Here is an 18,954-nt window from a genome sequence, read left to right as displayed (position 1 = left end):
CTCATTTAAACTGTAGTCGGTTGACGTCAATAACCCCAAGGCTATCAGAGCGATCAATATCCATAAACTCAACCTCAACACCCTGCTTTTCTTTCAGGTATGTCAGCCAATCAACAAATTGATTAAATGGCAAAGGTTTAATCCACACTTGCAGCATCTCGCCACGTGGTTGCACTCGTATCAATTCAATCTTGAAGCGACGCATAGATGCGGGCACGGATTGATTCAGAGGCTGACTAGCACTAATGCCACCATTGCCTCTTAGTTCAACCACCTCATTGGCTTTATTGGTAACCCAAGCCAGTAGTTGCTTTTCACTTTGAATGCGACTCTGTGCCAGTTCAGCTCGCTGACTGAGGGGCTGTATTATCCCCCAATAAATGATACCTACTACCAATAAAATTGAGCAACCAACGACTAATCGTTGCTCTCTTTGACTTATTGAAGTCCACCACGCTTGGAGTGGCTCAATTATATTTCTCATCACTGATCTCCTTGCGCAGTTACTGACGGGGCTTAAGGGTAAAACTGCCAAATACGGCATCGCCATTACGGTTCAATGGCCCTTGTTCAACGGAAAACTTCTCTTCAAGTTTCACTTTAGCCGTCTCAAAATGTTGAAAATCAGCGCTTTTAGCTTGTAATCGAACTTCAGAGCGATTGCCATCATAGCGAATGCTTTCGACTTCGATCGATTTCACTTGTCCTAACGTTTCTGGCAGCAATGCTAACCAACCAAGTAAGGAGTCACCATCGCCTGAGCCACCGTATTTCTTAGCTTCATCATTCATCTGACGCTTAAGGTAGCTTACTGTAGGAATTCGTTGTTTGCCTGGCAGAACGGCTCTAAAGATACGCTCACTCTCCATGCGATAGGCTTGTGCTTGTGCTTCGTATTGCTGCACCTTCAACACTTGTTGAGTCACAATCACGGCCACCAACAAGCAAGCAGCGATCGCCACCTTCTGCCATACACGCCAATATTTACTGAAAGAAGATTTGGTTTTAAAGGTGCCCGTCAGTAAATTTACGCCACTGGTGATCGCTTGTTGGCTCAATAAGGACATCACCAATTCCGCAGGCTTTGCTTGCCATTCCATACCGCTTTGCTGCTGTACATCGTCGCTCGGCATTGCGGTATAGCTGAAGATAGTCGTAGGTTGGTCTTCGTCGTCAGCCACAACCCAATCACTTTGCAAAAACATCGCTAACCATGCTTCGCTGATTGATACGGCTTGATAGTTACCTTGACGTTGAGAGTGACCTTGACGTAATAGCCAATGCTGGTCGATTTGCAATGCACTGATGCCTTGATCTTCAACAGGCACGGCTAGTGTATCTGGTAGCACCTTACGGAAAATAATATTGGCTTTGCGAAACTGGTCTAAAGCTTGTTTTAACCATTCGCGATCTACACCACACACAGTAGCGTGCGTTGCATCTTTATCTAAAATGGTTAGATGTAAGTCTTCGATATCTTGTGCCACTTCATCTTCTAACAAAAATGGCAGCATAGAGTCGAACTGGCGAGCAGCACCTTTCGGAATTTCAACACGCTTAATTAAGCACTCATTTCCCGGCAATAAAGCGATACAGCTACGCTTTTCAGCGTAAGGCGTTAACTCATCAAGCTGATCCCAGCTAGACAGCTCACCACTTGCTATCACTTCTTGTTGGCTTGTCGACCAAACCAACCACTGCACTGGGCTTTGTGGTTCGCTACTCAGTCGAACGGTCAGAAACTCGCTCACGGATTCCTCCAAAACGACGGCGTACTACCGTCACTGTTTCTCTATTACTACTATAGAAAAGCGTTCGTATACGTACACGAGACTGCTCAACTAATACCTCTGCATCTAGCTCAAAATAGGCGCTATCTACAGTTAAATATGCTTTCGCTTGTTTGCTGACTTCAGCACTCACACCAACAATAGCAGGCTCAGCCATAAACGCATCCACCGAATCCCAGCCATCAAATGGGCGCTTGTCTATCAGCTGTTTGGCGTCCGATTCACTTAGACCGGGTGCAAACATTGCTTCCAGTAAAGATGCCTGCTTTTCCGAGATGGTATTCACGTTTAATCGGAAATCATCAGTGGGCAAAGCGCAAATAAATGGATGTACCTTTTCCATTGCCTCACCAGAGACCTGATAAACGGCTCGCAGCTCCGATTCATCTGCTATTAAGCCATTCGCCGCCAAATAAGCTGGCTTCATCGCCTCATAAGTGCTGTCTTCTACACCCGTAGAAGAGGTGGCTCGAGTATCAGAGTCCAGAAATTCCCAACTTGAATTTGCGATAACCTCAGCCTGATAAGGCTCCACATCTTGGTTTTCCAGCAAGGTTTGCCAAACCTTCACTAAATAAGGGGTTTGGTTACTTGATGTCGTCGTAATCCCAGCGAGCGCATTAAGATTGAAACAAGCCTGCGCATCAACGATACGCCCTTTAACTTGGCCATAATCCAATGGGTATACCTGCTCTTCTAACGCCCATGGCTGGCTTAAGTTCACCGTATCACTATCTTTATAACTTTGCCTAATACCGTCTTGGACAAGCGCTTCTACACCAATGCTATACCAGTAAGCCTGTTGGTAATTCAGTTGATTGCCAACGCGCTTGAATTGCGTAAACAGACGCTCCGACATACTGCCAGCTATTGTTGCCATGATCGCCAAAAGCATCAGAATAATGATCAGCGCGACACCACGCTGTTTACGACCCACAGCAGACCTTGTCAGTGCAGGCTTATTAGTTTGATGAATCATTATTCCCCTCATTACTGCCTGAAGAGTCACTATTTGCAGAATCATCGACCTGATCTAAGGCGCCACTTGGTGTGAGATAAACACGTTCTATCTCACCGTAATCTTTCAGTGTCAGCTTAAGTCTCACCGCTTTAGGCAGTGATTTATCGGTTTGCCACTCTTTGCCCCAGCGGCTTCCGTCATAAAACTCGAACTCCAGGTTCTCAACATCATCAAGCAGAGGAGTAATCACACCTTGTTGGCCGGCAGGTGTATCGGGGTAACGCCACCATACACGCTCAAGCGTTTCCTCTTTTATGCGGTAGCCTACTTTGGTGACTTCTCCGCGAGGGAACTGCTGCTGTGGGTTGTGCCAACCAAGGCGAGTAAACATAATGCCAACACTGTCGGAATCCAGTAAATACTCTTTCATTAGGATCAGCTTAGATGATGCTTCTTCACCATTGGTACGAAATTGTCGTACCGCCATCTGGCGAAAATCATTATCTAAAATGACTAAACTGCGTTGCAGTTGATTTAAACGAGCACTGCGCTCAATAGAGAGTTCATTGCTTCGTTGGACCTGATTTACCACCTGATAAGCCGCCATGCTTAACGTGGAAAAGATGGCAATCGAGACCAAAACTTCGATTAAAGTAAAGCCTCTCCCTTTTGAAGATAGACCTTGTTTACGAGGCTCTCGCTTATTGGCGGACATGCTCTCGCTTGGCGACTTGCTCTTAGCTAACGACACGCTTTTAATTGACCACATAACTGCGCACCGTGACCACTGGAGACGCTTTCTTACTGGTTGCTGCACTCACATCAAACGCCTTTAATAAATTATCGCTGGTATCGATGGGAGTCACCTTCCAGAACCACTCTCTTCCCGCTAACTCTTGCGTGCCCTGCGCTTTTTTAAGCTTCTCAGGATGCAGCATGACTAAGGCCATCTGGTTATCAACAACCATCGCCGCGAAGGTTTTTTCTTCTAAATAACTGAGGGTATTAATGTGTTGGGTGACAGCACGAATCACACTGATCGCCGCCGTAGCGAAGATAGCGAGCGCAACTAATACTTCAAGCAGAGTCATTCCTCGAGAACCAAAAGGCATACCACGAGAACGATAAGGAGAACGGTTATTCCTCTTCATCTTCTTCTCCCGGCTCTAGCAGTCGAATCACACCATTATCCAACACCCGAATACGCCAACCATCTTGTATGGTGTCTCCGGTATTTGGATAAAACGATAATACAAATGGCGTCATTTCAGCACTCGACAAGATGTATATCTGAGGTGGCTTGGGCTTTTTTTCCTCTTCAAGATCCGCAAACATATCTTCATCAAACAAGCTTCCGGGATTGAACAAACGATCATCGTCTTCCCATGCGCCACCACCTAAAGTCAGTGACAACGCGAGTTCTTCCGGTAATTCAGTTGAAGAGGGGATTTTTTCAAATTCGACTTCTTGCCAACCTTCTGACTTCAGAGCCATCAGAACGTAAGTCGATTTCTTTTCATCGACACGAACGCCAAAATCCAAGCCACTCAAAATAGCCTCTTCATTGAGTAATTGAACTCGTTGATAAAAACTTTGAGCGTATTTTTTGGCGACATCTTTGCTATTGGTCGGAATAGTCGCGATCACCGCGACCGCCGTTACTGACAGTAATACCAACACCAAAAGAATCTCAATCAAGGTGAAACCTGGCTGTGTTTGCTGAGTTTTCACCTTGTAGACTCCATCTGTTTACGTCCTACCATCAATAACGTATCAAGCTCAATAACTTATCAAACAATAAGCCGAAGCTTATTGGAAATCCTGCATGTTCCAGTTACCGATATCCGCAGCGATACCTTCACCGCCTTCTTGGCCGTCAGCACCAAGCGTAAAGATATCGATAGTACCGTTATCACCTGGGCTTAGGTATTGATACTCATTGCCCCATGGGTCGTTAGGCAGACGCTTAATGTAGCCACCGTCACGGTAGTTACGAGGCTCTGGACTGCTTGGCTTAGAAACCAATCCATCAAGGCCTTGATCCGTTGTTGGGTAAACACTGTTATCCAGTTTGTACATATCTAGCGCGTTCTCTAGCGCCACGATATCCGTGATGGCTTTCTGTTGATCCGCCTTCTCTTTGTTACCCAAAAGGTTAGGAACAACAAAGCTGGCTAAAACACCAAGAATAACCACAACAACCATCACTTCCAATAGAGTAAAGCCTGACTGTTTTTTCATTTTATTTTTCATTATTTTCTCCAAATTACAGATAGCGAGTTGAAGGTAATAATGCCCTTCTTCTCGATAATCCAAAAACTAACGTCTGATGAGCAGTACGTTATCCACTCATTAAATTGTTCATTTCAAGCATCGGCATCAGTGTCGCCATCACGATAAACAGCACCAAACCGGCCATCAACGCGATAAGCGCTGGGGTGAAAATGCCTAACGCGATATTGACCGTCGACTCAAAGCTTTGGTCTTGGTTGTCTGCCGCTCTTGTCAGCATCTGTTCCAACTGACCACTCTGCTCACCACTGGCAATCATATGCAGCATCATCGGTGGAAAGAGTTTGGTTTGATCCAACGCTTTACGTAGGCTTGCGCCTTCTCTAACACTGTCTGAAGCCTGTAATACTTGTTGTTTCACATGTTGATTCGACATCACATCAACCGCGACCTTCATCCCTTCAAGGATTGGAATCGCACTCGAGGTACAAATTGAGAGTGTTCGTGCAAAACGAGAGGTATTGATCCCTTTCGCAATCTTGCCGATCAGCGGAATACTCAATAGTTTGCGATCCCAGTTCATGCGAACACCCGGCTTTTTTAGCGCGGTCTTAATCAACACAATCACACCAATGATCAACAACAGTAATTGGATGCCCCAATTCTGGATAAATTCACTCGATGCCAATAAAAATTGTGTCGACTGAGGAAGCTCTTGGCCCATTTGGATAATAGGCTCGACGATCTTAGGTACCACGGTTGCCAACAGGAACGAAACAATCGTCACCGCAAACACCACCAGAACCACAGGGTAGATCATCGCTTGTAGCAGCTTAGAGCGCATCTTCTGACGATTTTCTGCGTAATCGGCCAGTCGATCCAATACCGCATCTAAGTGACCAGACTTCTCACCCGCCGCAACCATGGCCCTAAACAGTTCATCGAAGATGTGTGGATAATCAGACAAGCTATCCGCTAGCGAATAACCTTCTGTCACTTTAGATCGGACTGCCAGTAACATAGTTCGAATACGTGGCTTTTCAGACTGCTCAGCTACCGCTTTCAAGCACTCTTCTAGCGGCATACCTGATTGAACGAGCGTGGATATTTGACGAGTAATCAACGCAAGATCTGGCGTACTGATACCACGCTTAAAGCTGGTCGAAGGCTGAGTACCTTTCGCATTTTTCGCCTTAGCTTCGGTCATCTCAACCGGCATTAAACCTTGTTCTTTTAAACGTTGGCGAGCCTGGCGAGCATTATCCGCTTCAATCGAACCCTTTTTGCTCTTACCTTTGGCATCCAGCGCTTTGTATTCAAATGCCGCCATACTAGACTTCCTTAGTCACTCGCATCACTTCTTCTAAGGACGTTACCCCTTTCAGAACTTTGCTCAAGCCATCATCTCGAATACTTGGGGTTGTGCCACGAATCGCTTTCTCAATTGCCTGTTCACCAGCTTCACTGTGAATCAGCTCTTGTACCGAATCGTCAATCATCAGTAGCTCATGAATACCGGTACGACCTCGATAACCTTTATGGCCACACTCTTCACAACCTTTTGCATGGTAAAGTGTGAGGCTCTCTTTCTTCTTCATACCAAACAGCTTTTTCTGTTCTTTATCTGCTTCGTAAGGTTCTTTACAGTCGTTACACAGAGTACGAACCAAGCGCTGAGCCAAAACACCCAGCAGAGAAGAAGAGATCAAGAAAGGTTCAATGCCCATATCACGCAGACGCGTGATCGCACCGATTGCCGTATTGGTGTGAAGAGTCGACATGACTAAGTGACCCGTCAAAGAGGCTTGAACAGCGATCTCAGCAGTCTCTAAATCACGGATCTCACCAATCATTACCACATCCGGGTCTTGACGAAGAATCGCACGTAAGCCGCGCGCAAAGGTCATATCAACCTTAGGGTTTACCTGTGTTTGACCAATACCATCAATATCAAATTCGATTGGATCTTCAACGGTAAGGATGTTGCGTTCGTTACTGTTGAGTTCTTGCAGGCCAGCGTACAAGGTCGTTGATTTACCCGAACCCGTAGGACCGGTAACCAAGATAATACCGTGTGGGCGCTGAATAAGTTTACGGAAGTTCTCGTGGTTCTCTGCCGTCATACCCAAACTGTGTAGATCTAGACGAGTGGCGTTTTTATCCAACAGACGCATTACCACACGTTCACCGTGTGAAGAAGGCATGGTAGATACACGCACATCAACCGCTCGGCCACCGATACGTAGAGAAATACGACCGTCTTGTGGCACGCGTTTTTCCGCAATATCCAGCTTAGCCATAACCTTGACACGCGAAACCAACAGCGGAGCCAACTTACGGCTTGGTGCTAATACATCGCGCAGCACACCATCAATACGGAAACGGATCGACAGTGACTTTTCGAAGGTTTCGATATGAATATCCGAAGCGCCTTCTTTAATCGCCTCACCCAACATCGCATTAATTAACTTGATGATCGGTGCGTCGTCTTCTGATTCAAGCAAGTCTTCGTCTTGTGGCAACTCTTCCGCTAACGAGAAAAAGTCGTCATTGTCGGCACCAATATCTTCCATTAACTGTCGAGCTTCCGACGAGTCACGCTGATACGCGTCCGTCAGTTTTTTATCAAATTCGTCTGCGCTGATCGCTTGTGGCGTGAAGCCATTTTTCACAACACGGCTCACTTCAATGATCGCCGCCGATTTCAGAGGTTCAACATAATAAAGCACCGGCGCGCGCTCCGGGTGCTGATATTCCAACACCATCTTGTAGCGATTCGCAAAGCTAAACGGCAAGCGCTGATAAGTACGTGCCGCCCCTACCAATTCAGCCATTATTCTGCTTCCATTTGATCGATGAAGGCTTGGATTTCAGCAGGATGATTCATGCTATCGCCAAACTTAGGAAGTACTGGAATATTATCGTTATCCATCAGTTTCAAGCCTTGCTCTGCCTTGTACAGTTGCTCAGCACGAATAAAGTTGTATTTGCGCTGCGTGATACCATCTGCAGTCATGCCATCACGAATAATGGTTGGCTTGATGAATACCATTAGGTTCTTTTTCTCAACCTGAGTACTGGTTGATTTGAACAGGTGTCCAAGGACAGGAATATCACCCAAGAATGGGACCTTAGACTCACTCTCCAATGCGCGCTCATCAATCAGGCCACCCAACACCAGCATTTGACCATCTTGAACAATCACTGACGTATTTAGCTGACGCTTAGCAAAACGAACATCTACTGCTCCGTTTGCCCCTAATACGTTCGATACTTCTTGTTCTATTTGCAGTTGAACCGAGTCACCTTCATTGATTTGCGGCACGACTTTTAGCTTAATACCCACTTCTTTACGTTCAACCGTTTGGAATGGATTATCGTTGCTTGAACCTGCTGTAGAACCGGTTAGAACGGGCACCTCTTCACCCACAATGAATGAAGCCTCGCCGTTATCCATTACCGTAATACTTGGAGAAGACAGAATGTTTGAGTTTGAATCGGTTGCTACCGCACTGATCAACGCTGTCCAGTCGCCCATAACCACACTCATTGCAGCACCATTAACGCCAGAAAGAGCAGATGCTAACGTTGAATAGTCACCCTTTTCTGTCGTGGTTTCATTACGTAGGAAATTATTATCCTTATCGTAAACCGCTTTAGTTGTTGTCGAGTCTTTTGCTTCTTCTAGACCCACCATCACACCGCCAATCGATGCACCGGTATTGCTGTACTGAATCATGGCACCCGTTTCTAGGTTGCCCCACTGCACACCCAGGTTAACGCCGTCACCTTCTGCCATTTCAACAATTAAGGCTTCAATCAAAACTTGAGCACGACGGATATCGAGTTGAGCGATCACGTCTTGCAGCGCGTTCATGATGTCTGGCTGTGCGGTAATCACCAACGAGTTAGTATCGCTGTGAGCCGAAATCATCACTTGGTTGCGCTGCGATGAACTGCCTTTGGTTGATGTTTGTTTCTCTGATTGCAGGTTGTCAGACACGCCTTTCAGCACATCGACTAAGTCTTCCGCTTTTGCGTATTTAAGGTAGATAACTTGGTTGTTACCCTTAGTCGCCATTTCAACATCAAGCTGTTCAATCAACTTTCTTAAACGACTGCGTACTTTAGGGTCGCCTGAGATAAGAATTGCATTGGTACGCTCATCGGCAACTAATTTAGGCTGCAGGAAGGCAGGGGTGTTTTTAGCATCTGTGGTTTTACTTAGTGCATCGACTATACGCACCATCTCCGCGGCGGAAGCATTCTTTAGTTCAACGACCTCAATCTCTTTATCACCCGCTTGGTCTACACGCTTGATGATCTCTGCTAAACGGTTTACAACCGCCGCACGGCCGGTAATCAAGATGATATTTGCAGGATCGTAGTGCACCACGTTGCCCGCGCCCGCGTTGTCATTCAGTTGACGAAGCAGAGGAGATAGCTCACGAACCGAGACATTACGAACCGTCACAACACGTGTCACAACGCTGTCGCCTGTGATCGAATCACGGTCGCCAACAACTGGGATTGCCGAGGTTTTAGAATCTTTCGCTTTGATGATCTTAAGAACACCCGAGTCCATTTCAACGACTGCATAGCCGTACACTTCTAATACGTTTAAGAAGAAGCTGTAATATTGCTCTTCATTGAGTACGTCGTAGCTGCGTACATCGATTTTTCCGCGCACCGAAGGGTCGACGATGATCGTCTTCTCTAGATTACGACCAACAATATTAATAAACTCTTGAATATCAGTGCCTTTAAAGCTGGCACTAAAATCACTCGCGATGGCGGCGGGTGTGCAGATTAAGCTTCCTGCCAATAACCATGCACTTTTCTTAAACCAATGCTTCACGTACTTCTCCTACACTTTCGTCCTTCGTTAGACGCAAAGTTTTAAAATTCAATAAACACTTCATGTTGTTGACCATCTCTCTCGACGACGAGATTTAGCTCTGTCAGCTCTGAGATAGAACGGAATATGTTGCCCATAGCAGCGGGGTCTGTCAGGTCTTGCCCATTTAACTGAGTCGCGATATCTCCGTTTTGGAGCCCTACTGAGTTAAAAAGTTCTGAATCTTTGCCTGGACTCACTCGATAACCAATCACTTTATCGTCGCGCTTGACCTGGGACAGTCGAACATATTGGAAGATTTGTTGCGGATCTTTCATTATCTTCGCTTTAATTTCATCTAGCTTTTGCTCTGCTGAAACAGGGTTATTACCACGAACCGAAGAAGAAGCGCGAGGTGGCGCAGGGGCTGAGACAGCTAAACGCTTGTACTCAATACCTTCAAGCATCAAGGTTTCGTCTCGACCTGAGTTATCAATAATGACACGGTCGACTAATACGGCTTTAAGCTTAGCTCTAGTGCCTTCTATCTCTTCATTAATTCCGTAGGTCGCCTGCGTACCGCGATTAGCGATCACCGCTAAGCTCCGTTTTGGATTAGAACTGGCAACAGCACCGACTAAAACTAGATTTAATCGTGTCTTTGGCGCATCTTGGATAACTTGCTGTTCAACCACAACTGGCGTGCTTGGGTTATAGGCACCAAAAAGGTTGCTCCGCTGCAAAGAAGAGATATCAAGGGTCGATTGAGGAGTAGAAGACGATGAAGCTGTTGCTTTCCAAGGCACGACGGTTTGCTCAGCAGGTTCAATAAACCATGCAAGCTGTCCTAAAATCCATGCGGAAGCTGCAATCAACATACAACACATCGCTAGGCTTAGTTTCTGCTGAAGTACAAATCCATTTTCTAATAAGCGGCTCAACACAGGAGAATTTCCTGCGCGATTCTTGAGCTCTAAAAAGTTCACTTTCCTTGCCCCTTTTCATGACGACAAATGCTGCAAATCATTAAACTTTCAGCTTTTTTATTCATTCGTTCGATACCAAGCTTATTTAAGCATAAGATCCTGAACTATATCATAGCAAATCTATAAAGCGGCATTACATGGCTATTTTGTATTATGACTTGAAAAAAATGCCAACCGCCTCCACTTTAAGCTTCTACTTAATGTAATTAAAAGCATGTTGCGCACTGTTCATTACAGTTAAACCGCATTCATTTCTCACTTAATAAGGCACAGCCCTATATGAAAACTACTAATGAAGCTGTCAGACTCGATAAATGGTTGTGGGCAGCTCGTTTTTACAAAACCCGGTCTATTGCTCGCAATATGGTCGATGGTGGCAAAGTCCACTATAATGGTCAGCGCAGCAAGCCAAGTAAAATTGTCGAACTTGGAGCAGTGATTACCCTGCGCCAAGGTAATGAAGAAAAGACGGTGACAATCGAGAAAATCTCGGCCCATCGTGGTGGAGCTCCTATAGCTCAAACCCTCTATGAAGAAACCACCGAGAGCTTGGCAAAGAGAGAAGAGTTTGCAACACAACGTAAACTGAACGCTCATAGCCCAGCACCAGAACGTCGCCCAGATAAAAAGCAACGTCGTGACATAATCAAGTTCAAGACTCAATAAGCTAGAAGGAATAGCCAAATGGCCAACCCAATGTCTACAAGTAATGTTTTAAATCGCTACCTATTTGAAGACCTATCAGTTCGTGGTGAATTGGTACAGATGGACGAAGCGTACCAACAGATTATTTCTAGCAAGGAATACCCAGCGCCAGTACAAAAGCTGTTGGGTGAGCTACTGGTTTCAACGACGCTACTAACAGCGACTCTAAAGTTTGAAGGCTCTATCACGATGCAACTGCAAGGTGATGGCCCTGTATCTCTAGCTGTTATCAATGGCGATAACGATCAGAAGATCCGTGGCGTTGCTCGCTTTGATGGTGACATTGCCGACGACGCTGGCCTGCACGATCTAATAGGTAAAGGTCACCTAGTGATCACTATCGATCCTAAGAAAGGTGAGCGTTACCAAGGTATCGTTGGTCTTGAAGGTGACACTTTAGCTGAAGTCCTTGAAGGTTACTTCGCAAACTCTGAACAGCTAAAGACACGTCTATGGTTGCGCACTGGTGAGCATGAAGGTAAAGCACACGCTGCTGGTATGTTGCTACAAGTGATGCCAGACGGCACTGGTACGCCAGACGACTTCGAGCACCTAGAGCAGCTAACTGACACAGTTAAAAATGAAGAGCTATTCACTCTAGAAGCAAACGAACTGCTTTACCGTTTGTACAACCAAGAGAAAGTACAACTGTTCACACCACAACCGGTTGAATTCTTCTGTGGTTGTTCACGTGACCGAAGCGGTGCCGCTATCATTACTGTCGCTCAAGAAGAGATCTACGACATTCTTAGCACGGAAGGTAGCGTTGCTCTACACTGCGATTACTGTGGCACAAACTACTCGTTCGACAAGAATGATGTTGACGCTCTGTATGCAGAAGCAGCAGATAAAGGCAGCAATACGGTTCATTAATTTACGGCGTACCAAAAACACGTAATTTACCCCAAAAAGGTCAGCGCAACGCTGGCTTTTTTTGTGATCAAAATATCGCAAACTCCGTAACATCTCGTAATAAAATCACCTCTTAATTTTAATCAATTAATAATGTTCTCTCCTCTAGCGCAAAGGTTTGCGTACAGGATAGACTAGTCAGGCCAATATGTGATGAGGCGCTTAAAACCCCATGGTTAATATGGATATTTTTTGAGCTATATCCCTGTTTCCCCCGAGCCTCGTTGCTAGCATGGTGAGCAGATAACAATAAAAAATTAATACAAAATCCCTACAAAATATCCTACAAGGAGCACCTATGACCGTTATGGAACATACTAAGGCTGCACAAATTGATCTAACTAAGCACGGACTGACTGGCGTTACTGAAGTTCTTCGTAACCCTAGCTACGAGCAGTTATTCGTTGAAGAGACACTGCCAGGTTTGGAAGGCTACGAAAAAGGCGTAGTAACGGAACTAGGCTCTGTTGCGGTTGACACTGGTATCTTTACTGGCCGCTCACCAAAAGATAAGTACATTGTTAAAGATGACACCACGCGCGATACCATGTGGTGGTCAGATCAAGGCAAAAACGACAACAAACCGATTACAACTGAAGTCTGGGGTGAGCTTAAAGAGCTTGTGACAACTCAGCTATCTGGCAAGCGCCTGTTTGTCATTGACGGTTACTGTGGTGCTAACCCTGATACGCGCTTAAGTGTACGTATTATCACTGAAGTAGCATGGCAAGCGCACTTCGTTAAGAACATGTTCATTCGTCCAACAGACGAAGAGCTAGCAACGTTCGAACCTGATTTCGTGGTAATGAACGGTGCTAAAACAACTAACCCTAACTGGGAAAAGCAGGGTTTAAACTCTGAAAACTTCGTTGCTTTCAACCTAACAGAGCGCGTTCAAATCATCGGTGGTACTTGGTACGGCGGTGAGATGAAGAAAGGCATGTTCGCAATGATGAACTACCTACTTCCTCTGCAAGGCATTGCTTCAATGCACTGTAGTGCTAACGTCGGTGAAGAAGGCGATGTAGCGATTTTCTTCGGTCTATCAGGCACAGGTAAAACAACCCTATCAACCGACCCTAAACGTGAGCTAATAGGTGATGATGAGCACGGTTGGGATGACGATGGTATCTTCAATTTCGAAGGTGGTTGTTACGCCAAGACCATTCGCCTATCTAAAGAAGCAGAACCTGAAATCTACAATGCAATCCGTCGCGATGCGCTACTAGAAAACGTAACGGTTCGTGGCGATGGTTCTATCGATTTTGATGACGGCTCAAAAACCGAGAACACTCGTGTTTCTTACCCGATTCACCATATCGACAACATCGTTAAGCCAGTATCAAAAGCCGGTCACGCTCAAAAGGTTATCTTCCTGACTGCTGATGCATTTGGTGTGTTACCACCTGTTTCTAAACTGACTCCAGAGCAAACGAAGTACCACTTCCTATCTGGCTTCACTGCGAAACTAGCAGGTACAGAGCGTGGTATTACTGAACCAACACCAACGTTCTCTGCGGCATTTGGGGCGGCATTCCTAACTCTTCATCCAACTCAGTACGCTGAAGTACTTGTGAAGCGTATGGAAGCAGCTGGCGCTGAAGCTTACCTTGTGAACACTGGTTGGAATGGCACTGGCAAACGTATCTCAATCCAAGATACTCGTGGCATCATCGACGCTATCCTAGATGGCTCAATCGACCAAGCTGAGACTAAGGTTATCCCTATGTTTAACCTAGAAGTACCACTAGCGTTGCACGATGTTGACCCAGCGATTCTTGATCCACGTGACACGTACACTGACCCTCTACAATGGGAAAGCAAAGCGAAAGATCTAGCAGAGCGCTTCATCAACAACTTTGATAAGTACACAGACAACGCTGAAGGTAAGTCACTGGTTGCGGCTGGCCCTCAACTGGACTAACCCAATCATCTGCTCGGGCCAAGCCAAAAGCGAACGCCCAATTTAAAATGATATTTTTGTAGCAAGCCCCTCTTTTGAGGGGCTTTTTTGTTGATGCTTGACCCTTTTTGTTCCACTCTGTTTTAAGACGATTGAAATTTAAGGCTTTCAGGGAATGAAAAAGGTATTCATGGTGTTCGGCATTGCGTTGGCTATCGCCGTTGCAACTATCGCAGCATTGCTATTAAGCCTGCAAACCCAATACCGTACGGATATTACTAACTTTTTTATCAAACATGCGATTGAACAACCTGTGCTCATTGAAGATGTTGAGTACCAGTCGCCTTATCACATCACCTTAATGGGCATTACCCAAAGCCAACCTGAAAAACAAACACCGCTGTATATCGACAAGATTGACCTTTGGTTCAGCTCCAGCTCGATTACGGAGGCCAAACTGGTCTTTGAATCTGTTTTGATCAGTGGCCTACAGTTAGAAGCCGACGACCTAGAAACGCTCACCTCTTTATTTACCCAGCCAAGCATTAAGATCCACCAGCTGGCCATCAACAATCTCGACTTTTCAACCCCAGACTTTAACGCGCGAGGCATCGACCTTCAGATCTCCGACCCAACGTGGAACAACGACAACTCACTTCTACCTTATGGAAAAACCCAACTTTCTGCCTCACAGCTGTATTGGCAAGGCGAAGCGTTCGATAACCTGTTGATTGACCTAGATCTTAAACCAAGTGATAGCACCCTGTATGGCGCTTCGTTTGACTGGCGTGGTGCCAAAATTTCTGGTCAAGCAGAGCAGTATCAGCAAGATTGGTCGTTGGTGAATGTGACCGTCGATGGCTTGCGACTCAATCAGAAACAGACCCAAAGCCTACTAAGCAAAGAATGGGATGTGGCAGGTATTCAGATCAATCACATCAATAGCTTAGATATTCTGCGTAGCGATGTAGAGTGGCAAGATGGCCACCTCGCAGCTTTTGATGCCTCGTTAGAAAATATCCAACTGCCTTTTGAGCTGTGGAAGCAACAGAGAGCCATTTTCTCTCTGCAAGCAGAGGGAGTGAGCATTGATGATGACATGTTCATAGAGCCAAGTATCAAGCTCAATTTAGATCCGAACCAGATTCTGATTGAAGACTTCTATACTCAATTCCTACAGGGCACTGTTCAACTTAATGGCAAAGTAACCCCTAACAGCATTCTATTAGCACAGCTCGACCTGCAAGGTATAAAGTGGATTACGGAAAGCCAAGATAGCCCTCTACCCGCCACTCGCTTGATACCTTGGCTCACGCAGCTCCAGAATGTCGAAATTAGCCGAATTAACATAGAACGCAACCAACTTATCCAACTTGCACAAAAGCCTTACTGGCAGGTCTCAGGATTACATATCGAGGGGTATCAAGTTCAACTTTTACAGGATAGAAAGCTAGGTCTGTGGCAAGGAAAGCTGATGGCCAGCGCGAATGATGCCAGCTATCAAAACATTATTAGCGCACAGCCGGTGGTTGAGATGAATAGCGAGCAAGGAAAATGGACGCTGACACGCCTGTTTATGCCACTAAAGCACGGCTATATTGAAGCCAACGCAACACTCGACTTCAACAAAATCAGTAAACCATGGAGCTTAGAGATCTCTGCCGATGGATTACCGATAGCACCCATGTTACAGCAACTTGAACTACCGCTCGACGCAACCGGTTATGGCGAATTTGAACTTAAAGCTGCGGGTTTATACGGCGATTCATTAATGCTCGGCTATTCCACAACAGGTCAACTCACTGGTAGCGTTCGCCAAGGTGTGATGACCTTTAATGATAAGCTTTCTGAAACATCGACTGATAACGTATTTGAAATCCCAGAGCTCAATGCGAATTTTGACCGTGGACGCTTCACACTTGAACCAGTGCACATTATTGGTGCATCGGCAGCAGAGCAAAGCGAACAAAGGATTCAAACGTTAAATGGCGAAATTTCTGGAGAGCTCGACTTGCTAAAAACCGAGCAACACACTCTCTCTATTTCACTATCCGACCCATGCCACCAAATATCAGGAAAGCTCACCCAAGCTGAGTATTCCGAGATTAACGACTGCCAACAAAAAAGCGCCACTCCACAAGAGTAGCGCCTTCTATCTGTATCTTTATCTGCTAGCCATTGTCAGCTATACGCTTACGTTGGAGTCTGTTGATAATCTCTTTTTGTAGTCAGGGATCAGCATATAGGTTCCCGTAAACTCAACCGCCTCCACGTCGCCACTGTTAATGGTCACGTGAATGATGATACGAGCTTTTCTTCCAGACGCGAGGCGATCTAAATCGCCACTGATCCCATCCAATGACGTGGATGCCACTGGGTTTTGCTCAACTGGATGACGGTAACGAATATTACTATCTGCTAGTACGATATCACCTGTCAACCCACGCTCCTTCATTAGTAACCAAGTCATACCCCAACCGGTTAAGGTCGCCAAGGTAAAGGCTGAGCCAGCAAACATGGTGTTATGAGGGTTAAGGTTTGGATTCAACTGAGCACTACACTCGAACTGATAACCCGTGTATTGGTTAATCTTGATGCCCATCTTGTCACTGATCGGGATCTGATGCTCCCAGCGCTGCTGAAGCTCATTACACCATTCTGGTTTGCGCAGTACATCAGCCATTGGATCAAGAGGTTTTACCATCTGTTGGTGACGCACAGGCCCACGTTGGTCGTTAATCTCACCACGACGCTCAAACTCATTCTTCTCATAGAATGAGATCGCATCTTCACGAGCATTACACACCAAACGCTTCGCACCTTCTTGACGTGCCAGTGACTCTAGCGCAACCAAGATAAGTGAGCCCATGCCTTTGCTTTGGCGAGAGTTCTTCACCGCCATATAGCGAATCTGCCCCTCTAGATCTGGGGTGATATAGAGACGACCAATCGCCATCGGGCGACCTCGACCATCAACAATCATGCGATGGTGACTCATTGGGTCATATTCATCGCGCTCTGAACCGACCGGCATTCGCCAAGGTTCACGGAGCATTTGCCAACGAAAATGGTAATACTTGTTCAGTTGATTTTCGGTGGTCGGGGTTATGAGTTTAAACATGCTTATTCCTTTAAGCCTAAACCTGCAGCCAGAATGTCACTGGGCCATCATTAACCAAAGACACTTTCATGTCGGCTGCGAATCGGCCACGTTCCGTTGGCAACACTGATTCACATTGGTCAGAGAAGTAGTTGTAAAGACGCTCTGCATCTTCTGGGTGAGCACCGCGAGAAAATCCAGCTCGTGTCCCTTTCTTGGTGTCAGCTGGCAAAGTGAATTGAGACACCACTAATACCTTACCTTCTACCTGCTTCACGTTAAGGTTCATTTTATCGTCTTCATCTCCAAAGACACGATAAGTGGTCACTCGTTCCATCAAACGTTTGGCTTTGGCTTCGTCATCACCTTTTTCTACACCTAACAGAACTAATAAGCCTTGCTCAATCTCACCCACTACTTCGCCATCAACACGGACGGCAGCTTCACTTACTCTCTGGATCAGTGCTATCACTGTTGTTTCCTTGCTCTGTAATTTTGTCTTTATCCGACGAGTGTACCATTTCTTGAGAGTCACTCCACTGTTCCTGCTCGCCCAACGCGGCCGTCACTTCAGCACCCACTAACACAATCAACCAGCACAAATAGACCCAAACAAAAAGAATGGGAATCGCCGCTAATGCGCCATAAATCAACTGGTAAGACGGAAACTGAGTAATGTAAGCTGCAAAGCCTTTCTTGCTGAGTTCGAACAACAGAGCCGCCACTAGAGAGCCAGCTGCCGCATGAGAAAAGTGAATCTTTTTGTTGGGAACCAACAGATACAGACCGAAAAACGCAAAGAATGAGGTAATCAAAGGGAGCTTGCGAATCACTGTATTAAAAGCACTCGACACGACTTCGTTTTGTAACAAGTTTAATGATGTCACATACGACGTTGCAGCAATGCTCGCTCCGATCAAAATAGGCCCAAGAGTTAGCACCATCCAATACATCGAAAAAGACAACACAGCACGTCGCTTTTCCGTTACTCGCCAGATGTAGTTTAGGTTTTTATCAATATTGGAGATCAGCATCAGAGCGGCAATGAATAAGAACACACTGCCCACCGCCGTCATCTTGCCGGTATTAGCAACAAACTCCAGTAAAGCACCATGCACCGCATCCCCGGAAGCGGGAACAAAGTTGGTAATAACGAAGTTTTGAATCACTAAACCAACATCAGCAAAAACTGAAAATGACGACAAAATAGAGAGCAAAACCGTCAACATCGGTACGATAGAGAGCAAAGTAATGTACGCCAAGTACCCCGCATTCACATTAACTCTATCGTGCGTCATCCGCGTAAGAAGATAGCGGGAAAACTGGATGCTTCCTGTAGCTGCCTTTTTTATCTTCAACTTGTAACTCCCTGGTAACTCGTTCATAGTCCTAATTAATATTCCGTTATATTAATCACAGTAAGTAAATGTTCGAAAATAGCGTAGGAAAAAGGCTTGAGAACAAGGAAGAGTTTTTCGATAAGTAGTCATTCTACAATCAAAAATTCTAACGCCGTTATCGAGCATTT

The 18,954-nt window shown here is 45.7% G+C and carries 18 protein-coding genes; 4 read left to right on the top strand and 14 right to left on the bottom strand.

Going from position 1 to position 18,954, the window contains the following annotated elements:
- Position 1 precedes the first annotated feature (1 nt).
- From ACED60_RS07475 to gspC, 11 genes are all read right to left on the bottom strand, one after another.
- Positions 2-484: a type II secretion system protein M gene (locus ACED60_RS07475; protein ID WP_371727237.1), complete on the bottom strand. Its 483-nt coding sequence runs from the start codon at positions 482-484 to the stop codon at positions 2-4.
- Positions 485-503: 19 nt separating this feature from the next.
- Positions 504-1,751: a type II secretion system protein GspL gene (gene gspL, locus ACED60_RS07470; RefSeq protein ID WP_102249014.1), complete on the bottom strand. Its 1,248-nt coding sequence runs from the start codon at positions 1,749-1,751 to the stop codon at positions 504-506.
- Positions 1,720-2,769, bottom strand: a complete 1,050-nt coding sequence (gspK, locus tag ACED60_RS07465; RefSeq protein ID WP_017099558.1) for a type II secretion system minor pseudopilin GspK — start codon at positions 2,767-2,769, stop codon at positions 1,720-1,722. The genes gspL and gspK overlap by 32 nt, the downstream gene beginning before the upstream one ends.
- Positions 2,753-3,520 (bottom strand): type II secretion system minor pseudopilin GspJ, encoded by a 768-nt coding sequence (gene gspJ / locus ACED60_RS07460; RefSeq protein WP_371727236.1) that lies wholly within the window; start codon positions 3,518-3,520, stop codon positions 2,753-2,755. The genes gspK and gspJ overlap by 17 nt, the downstream gene beginning before the upstream one ends.
- Entirely contained in the window at positions 3,507-3,902 is a 396-nt protein-coding gene (gene gspI / locus ACED60_RS07455; protein WP_017099560.1) for a type II secretion system minor pseudopilin GspI, read from the bottom strand. The genes gspJ and gspI overlap by 14 nt, the downstream gene beginning before the upstream one ends.
- A complete protein-coding gene (gspH, locus tag ACED60_RS07450; RefSeq protein ID WP_017099561.1) occupies positions 3,889-4,482 on the bottom strand; it encodes a type II secretion system minor pseudopilin GspH in 594 nt (197 codons plus the stop codon). The genes gspI and gspH overlap by 14 nt, the downstream gene beginning before the upstream one ends.
- 78 nt (positions 4,483-4,560) lie before the next feature.
- Entirely contained in the window at positions 4,561-5,004 is a 444-nt protein-coding gene (gene gspG / locus ACED60_RS07445; protein WP_009848023.1) for a type II secretion system major pseudopilin GspG, read from the bottom strand.
- A gap of 88 nt (positions 5,005-5,092) precedes the next feature.
- Positions 5,093-6,313, bottom strand: coding sequence for a type II secretion system inner membrane protein GspF (gene gspF / locus ACED60_RS07440; protein ID WP_371727235.1), 1,221 nt, complete (start codon positions 6,311-6,313; stop codon positions 5,093-5,095).
- Position 6,314: 1 nt separating this feature from the next.
- Positions 6,315-7,817 carry a type II secretion system ATPase GspE gene (gspE, locus tag ACED60_RS07435; RefSeq protein ID WP_009848025.1) on the bottom strand — a complete coding sequence of 501 codons (1,503 nt, stop codon included), beginning with the start codon at positions 7,815-7,817 and terminating at the stop codon, positions 6,315-6,317.
- The gene (gene gspD / locus ACED60_RS07430) at positions 7,817-9,841 is read right to left on the bottom strand and encodes a type II secretion system secretin GspD (protein ID WP_009848026.1); all 2,025 of its coding nucleotides are present in this window, start codon (positions 9,839-9,841) and stop codon (positions 7,817-7,819) included. The genes gspE and gspD overlap by 1 nt, the downstream gene beginning before the upstream one ends.
- A gap of 41 nt (positions 9,842-9,882) precedes the next feature.
- A complete protein-coding gene (gspC, locus tag ACED60_RS07425) occupies positions 9,883-10,806 on the bottom strand; it encodes a type II secretion system protein GspC (protein WP_371727234.1) in 924 nt (307 codons plus the stop codon).
- 279 nt (positions 10,807-11,085) lie between these two features.
- On the opposite strand from gspC, the gene hslR reads away from it, so the two are divergent.
- The 4 genes from hslR to ACED60_RS07405 all read left to right on the top strand — a co-directional run bounded on the left by hslR (position 11,086) and on the right by ACED60_RS07405 (position 16,472).
- Positions 11,086-11,472, top strand: coding sequence for a ribosome-associated heat shock protein Hsp15 (gene hslR / locus ACED60_RS07420; protein ID WP_012603005.1), 387 nt, complete (start codon positions 11,086-11,088; stop codon positions 11,470-11,472).
- Positions 11,473-11,490: 18 nt separating this feature from the next.
- Positions 11,491-12,384: an Hsp33 family molecular chaperone HslO gene (gene hslO / locus ACED60_RS07415; RefSeq protein WP_009848029.1), complete on the top strand. Its 894-nt coding sequence runs from the start codon at positions 11,491-11,493 to the stop codon at positions 12,382-12,384.
- Between the two features lie 337 nt (positions 12,385-12,721).
- Positions 12,722-14,347 (top strand): phosphoenolpyruvate carboxykinase (ATP), encoded by a 1,626-nt coding sequence (gene pckA / locus ACED60_RS07410; RefSeq protein ID WP_371727233.1) that lies wholly within the window; start codon positions 12,722-12,724, stop codon positions 14,345-14,347.
- A gap of 154 nt (positions 14,348-14,501) precedes the next feature.
- Positions 14,502-16,472: an AsmA family protein gene (locus ACED60_RS07405; protein ID WP_371727232.1), complete on the top strand. Its 1,971-nt coding sequence runs from the start codon at positions 14,502-14,504 to the stop codon at positions 16,470-16,472.
- Positions 16,473-16,511: 39 nt separating this feature from the next.
- On the opposite strand, the gene ACED60_RS07400 is transcribed toward ACED60_RS07405, so the two are convergent.
- The 3 genes from ACED60_RS07400 to ACED60_RS07390 are packed head-to-tail and all read right to left on the bottom strand — an operon-like array spanning position 16,512 to position 18,811.
- Positions 16,512-17,447 carry a bifunctional GNAT family N-acetyltransferase/hotdog fold thioesterase gene (locus ACED60_RS07400; RefSeq protein WP_009848032.1) on the bottom strand — a complete coding sequence of 312 codons (936 nt, stop codon included), beginning with the start codon at positions 17,445-17,447 and terminating at the stop codon, positions 16,512-16,514.
- A gap of 16 nt (positions 17,448-17,463) precedes the next feature.
- Complete coding sequence (gene dtd / locus ACED60_RS07395) at positions 17,464-17,898, bottom strand: D-aminoacyl-tRNA deacylase (protein ID WP_004735590.1); 435 nt, start codon at positions 17,896-17,898, stop codon at positions 17,464-17,466.
- Complete coding sequence (locus tag ACED60_RS07390) at positions 17,870-18,811, bottom strand: virulence factor BrkB family protein (RefSeq protein WP_012603002.1); 942 nt, start codon at positions 18,809-18,811, stop codon at positions 17,870-17,872. Before ACED60_RS07390 ends, dtd begins: the two co-directional genes overlap by 29 nt.
- Between the last annotated feature and the right edge of the window lie 143 nt (positions 18,812-18,954).

Origin of the sequence: Vibrio sp. 1F279 (genome assembly GCF_041439815.1) — a bacterium.
Classification (GTDB): Bacteria; Pseudomonadota; Gammaproteobacteria; order Enterobacterales; family Vibrionaceae; genus Vibrio; species Vibrio tasmaniensis_A.
The sequence above is the reverse complement of the archived record's forward strand: the minus strand, read 5'-3'. Positions and strand labels throughout refer to the sequence as shown.

Coding starts and splice junctions, on each gene's coding strand:
- ACED60_RS07475 (WP_371727237.1), bottom strand. CDS start 484: ATGAGAAATATAATTGAGCCACTCCAAGCGTGGTGGACTTCAATAAGT.
- gspK (WP_017099558.1), bottom strand. CDS start 2,769: ATGATTCATCAAACTAATAAGCCTGCACTGACAAGGTCTGCTGTGGGT.
- gspJ (WP_371727236.1), bottom strand. CDS start 3,520: ATGTGGTCAATTAAAAGCGTGTCGTTAGCTAAGAGCAAGTCGCCAAGC.
- gspI (WP_017099560.1), bottom strand. CDS start 3,902: ATGAAGAGGAATAACCGTTCTCCTTATCGTTCTCGTGGTATGCCTTTT.
- gspG (WP_009848023.1), bottom strand. CDS start 5,004: ATGAAAAATAAAATGAAAAAACAGTCAGGCTTTACTCTATTGGAAGTG.
- gspF (WP_371727235.1), bottom strand. CDS start 6,313: ATGGCGGCATTTGAATACAAAGCGCTGGATGCCAAAGGTAAGAGCAAA.
- gspE (WP_009848025.1), bottom strand. CDS start 7,817: ATGGCTGAATTGGTAGGGGCGGCACGTACTTATCAGCGCTTGCCGTTT.
- hslR (WP_012603005.1), top strand. CDS start 11,086: ATGAAAACTACTAATGAAGCTGTCAGACTCGATAAATGGTTGTGGGCA.
- hslO (WP_009848029.1), top strand. CDS start 11,491: ATGGCCAACCCAATGTCTACAAGTAATGTTTTAAATCGCTACCTATTT.
- pckA (WP_371727233.1), top strand. CDS start 12,722: ATGACCGTTATGGAACATACTAAGGCTGCACAAATTGATCTAACTAAG.
- ACED60_RS07405 (WP_371727232.1), top strand. CDS start 14,502: ATGAAAAAGGTATTCATGGTGTTCGGCATTGCGTTGGCTATCGCCGTT.
- ACED60_RS07400 (WP_009848032.1), bottom strand. CDS start 17,447: ATGTTTAAACTCATAACCCCGACCACCGAAAATCAACTGAACAAGTAT.
- ACED60_RS07390 (WP_012603002.1), bottom strand. CDS start 18,811: ATGAACGAGTTACCAGGGAGTTACAAGTTGAAGATAAAAAAGGCAGCT.